We start from the raw sequence: 4,528 nt of genomic DNA on the forward strand, positions 1-4,528 counted from the left end.
TATCCAATCCTCCCGGGTTGATTATGAAGCATACTTACCACATTTTTTACGACATTACAAGGTTGACGTGACACTAGTCTATCAGGTCAAAGAAGATAAAATCCGCATCCTGGCCTGCCGGTACCACTACTAAAAAGGGTTACGTCTGCGAGGATACGTTCGTCGCCCTTCAAATGGATTTTATTTTTTCGTAATCTCTTTACCGCCTGCCATCCTCCACTGCTTCGAATCAGACCGCCTCCGAACAGGGCTCCGGGTGCATCGATGCAGGCTTTTCGAGGCATACTAAAGCCAATAGAATCATCAGAATGAAAAATAAAGCATTAATGCAAGGCCGTCCCCATATTTCAATAGACAAATCGAGAAAAGGAATGTCTCATCACACCCGTGTCCGGCTAACACCAAATTCACAGGCGCCTGCTTTTTGGCGTCCTGTGCAATGCAAGGTTATGCATTTTTAAGTTTCTGATTCTACGATTTTGATTTCTTCCTCCGTTAAATCATACAATTTATACACGAGTTGATCGATTTGTCTGTCCGTCGATTCGATTTGCCGCCTCAACATGTCTGTTGTCTGAGGAACTTTTGATTCGACCAGTTTTTTGTTTAACTCCAGCATTTGATCGACAAGGCTGACAATCTGGTCGTGCCGGGCGACATCGGCGGAATCGTCGAAGTTGATGGTGCGGATGGGGAAACGTTTACAGTCTCTTATAAGGATCTTTTGGAATCGCATTTTAAACTCATCAAGAAACCGCTTCTGATGATAGAAGTTGATCAACTTAGAATTCAAAAGCCCCAAAATGTACTCAAGCGAATTTTCGTCATTAGGTAGCAGGTTGAATGCATTTTGGGTATTGTAGAGGACATCGGATGTTAAGGCAGCCCAAATACGCAAACTGCTCCAATCGATTATCTGCTTAACTATAATCCGCTTTTCAGTAAAAAACCGTTCTTCACGGGGTGCCCCAAGCCAGTCACCGTAGCTAATCCATTCTTCACCATTCCAGCTAACTTGATAACGTCGAACATCATTTCCTTTCAGGAGCTTCTTGTAAGTTGAATCTTTTTGGTGGTCGGCGTGGAAAGCCTTTTCTTTGATCTGTTTCTCTGTATGTCCCTTGTATTTGTCGTAGGGAGTCAATCCTAAACAAAACTCAACCAGAAAGACCAATGGGACTCCCTTTCCCTCAATCTTTTTAAGGATGACGTTGTGGAAATCAGTTGTATTTACAGGCCAAACATAATCAGGAGCTTTAGCCACATTGTTCATCGATAATTCTCCATGAATATGTGCTGTTGTTGGCGCTATCGAAGAAATTCGTTCATATCCACGATATGCAATGAGATTAGTCGGCACTTTTGTTTTGTGAGGAGAACTCCAAGTCACAATCACTGTATCAACTTTGACCTCTCCAGCAGCGGAACCAAAAGATTCATTCGGCAAGCGAGCCAAATATAGTAATGTGGTTTCATTAAGAATTTTTTTTCTCAGAGCGGTATAGGATGTTTGCGCTAAGACCGCAGTCGGGACAATCATTGAAAAATAGCCGTCAGATTTTTGAAGCAAAGAAAATGATCGTTCCATGAATGTAGCAAAAAGGTTGACCCGGTTGTTGGCGCATTCGTAGGATTTGAAGATATAAGACAGTTCTTGTACCGGAAAACCTTTCAGGTCAACATACGGCGGATTGCCGATCACCGCGTCAAACCCGCCATCCTTCATTATTTTCGCAAATTCGGCATTCCAGTCAAAAGCATTGACTCGATAGATTTCTTCTTCGTCAAAAACACTCATCTGTTGATGGTTATAGAAATCCGGCCCGATCAAGGAGTTCCCGCATTTGATGTTGTTCGACAGGTCAGGCAGAACCCGCTCTTGAAACAGGAGCATCTGATTGCCGATGCTCTGTTCGTCCTCCCCTTCCAGCACCTTGAGCAACAGGGACAGCTTTGTCACCTCCACCGCCTGATGATCGATGTCCACGCCGTAAATGTTGTTCAACAGGATTCGCTTGCGCTCGTCGGTGGTTAACCGCCATCCCCTTTTCTGGGAACGGTAGATGCGGGGCGTTTTGCCTTTTGACCAGTTTTCCGGGCCGTCGTTGATGTATTCATCCCGATGCCAGTCTATCAAAAACTGATAAGCGCCGATCAGAAACGAACCCGAACCGCAGGCCGGGTCCAATATCTTCAGGTGACTCACGCCGCCCCTGGGGCCGGGTTTTTTGCCCTCCACCAGCTTGCCCACGGTGTTTTTAACGATATAGTCCACTATGTAGTCCGGCGTGTAGTAAACCCCGCCCGCTTTGCGGACTTCCGGTTTTTCCTCGATTTTGGCCTGGTGACCGGCAGTGAGGCGAATGACCTTGCCCAGAAATTTTTCATAGACTCGCCCGAGGATGTCGGCCGACAGAACGGAAAACTCGTAAGGGCTTTCCGGGTAATATAGGTTGTTGAAAATATCCTTTAGCGGCTTGTCATCAATCTGCAGGAAGGGCGTCAGGTTGTCGCAATTTTCGCGGCCTTTTTCTTTTCTGAAATGAAACAACCCGGAATTGTATTTTTCGTCCGCTTTATTGAAAAGATGGAACAACCGTTTGTAAACATTCTCCCCGTTTCGCAGCGCCATTAATCCGCCGTAAGCTTCCATGCCCCGATCCTCGCAGATACGGAGAAACACGATCCGGTCGATTGTCTGCTGAACGGCGAAGTTCAATTCCCGTTGGGAAAGGTTCGGATTGCGCAGGGCGATGTTTCTGGCCAAGAGTTCCCGCCAGCGTTCGATCTCCTGCAGGAATGCGGCATCGACCTCCATCGTACCTTTCTTGATTTTATTGGACTCGATGTATTTGTCGAAGGAGCCTTTCAGAATCGCATCCCGGGAAAAGATGCCGGCGATTTCTTCCCACCGGTCCGCATAATCCGTGTATTTGAAATAAAGGATGCGGGAGTGGGAAACCTTGTCGGTTTTCACCGGTTTCGTCCGGCAGTCGTAAACGGCAAACTCTTCGAAGTCCGTCAGAATGCTGAGGAACAGCTTGGCGCTCCAGCCGTATCGGCGCAACTGGTAGGCCGGATGGATGTCTTCCTGGATGTTGATCGACGGTTTCTTCGCTTCCAGAAAAAACTTGCGGGCGCCTCCGATCCGGAAGCAGTAATCAGGCGCCTTGGTGACGCCGCCGACTTTTATGGCGTCTTCATGGATAACGTCCTTGTAGGCTTCGGCATAGCCCTGTTTGTTGGCAACATCCCAGCCCAATTCCTCGAAAAAAGGATCTATGAATTCACGGCGCACTTGGGTTTCATTGTAGATACCTTTTTTATACGATTCCAGATTGTAATCGAACGTCTCGGTTAATTCTTTGATTCTGTCAGGTACATTCATATTTCAAAACCTACTTTATTAACGCATGAACGCCAAGCTAAGCAGCGCAGCTTGCTGCGTCCTTGCTTGAGCGTCTTGTTATGCCTTGATTACAATACAAGGCATTGATAGTAAGTTTAAATCAGTTGACCAACCCGCTCGTAAGGCTGCTGCACCGACCAATGAAAGTACTGAATGTTCATCAATGGCATTGGCATGGCTCAACTGTGGCAGGGCATTCACAAAACAATCAATAGCAATGATAGCATCACCTGAGTGGCCACTTCCTTTCGCTGTGGATGTAACAAATGCTTCCCACAAAAATATGGTATTTGAACTTTGAAATGCATCCCAATTTAATTCCGCTATAGGGGGCTTACCAAGCTTTTCAGTGAGCTGATTCATCACCCAAAGAACCTCGACCAATCCAGTAGCTAAAGCCCCAGTACCGGCACTGGCACTCCAGCTTCGATTTCCCTCTCCTTTTCGTGATGAATTTACAAGTAGAGGGTTGGATCTCATTGGAACAAATAGGGGGCATTCAAACCCAATTGCCACTTTGTGCTCAAGGCCAATAGATTTATAAATTAGAGAAACAAATTCTTCGATATCTGGTCCTGATTCTGGTGCATTGGAATCCGGAGTGATAGCAGCCCAACCAAACTTCTTTGCTTTAATTGAGCCAACATCTGCACAAAATATTGCCAAGTTTTTCATAATACTCCGTGTCTAAGAGGCATAACAAGTGATTCTATAGTTTTCGGGATATCTCCAAAAACCAGAAAGAATCTTGACCGGGCAAATTAGTTCGTTTCAATATTTTTGATCTGCAGAATATGCGCTTGGATTGGTATACTACTGTTTACACAATACATTTGATCTTGACAAGCGTTTTCTTTTACCGTTCTCAGGATCGATCATTCCGTATATCACGTCAATTTTGATGAATATAAAACCGGGGGGTTTTTTGACACGTCACGGTATTAATGCTCATTTGTACTAAGCTGAGATACAAAAGAGCTTACCTGGTTTCCGGCTCTTGATCGGCTTTGCCGGACTTGAGGGCTTTCCGGCCGTCTTCATAACATTTTCCGCCATACCAGTCGATCTGGCGGCAGATCCCCCGGATGATGCTGACTTCCTTGGCCCGCAGCGGCAGGC

The 4,528-nt window shown here is 45.9% G+C and carries 2 protein-coding genes; both read right to left on the bottom strand.

Features of this window, described 5'->3' with window-relative positions; translation table 11 throughout:
* Nucleotides 1-457: 457 nt before the first annotated feature.
* Nucleotides 458-3,388, bottom strand: a complete 2,931-nt coding sequence (locus tag P1P89_22345) for a TaqI-like C-terminal specificity domain-containing protein (GenBank protein ID MDF1594261.1) — start codon at nucleotides 3,386-3,388, stop codon at nucleotides 458-460.
* A gap of 78 nt (nucleotides 3,389-3,466) precedes the next feature.
* Nucleotides 3,467-4,084, bottom strand: coding sequence for a hypothetical protein (locus P1P89_22350; GenBank protein MDF1594262.1), 618 nt, complete (start codon nucleotides 4,082-4,084; stop codon nucleotides 3,467-3,469).
* Between the last annotated feature and the right edge of the window lie 444 nt (nucleotides 4,085-4,528).

The organism is Desulfobacterales bacterium, from assembly GCA_029211065.1.
Lineage (GTDB): Bacteria > Desulfobacterota > Desulfobacteria > Desulfobacterales > JARGFK01 > JARGFK01.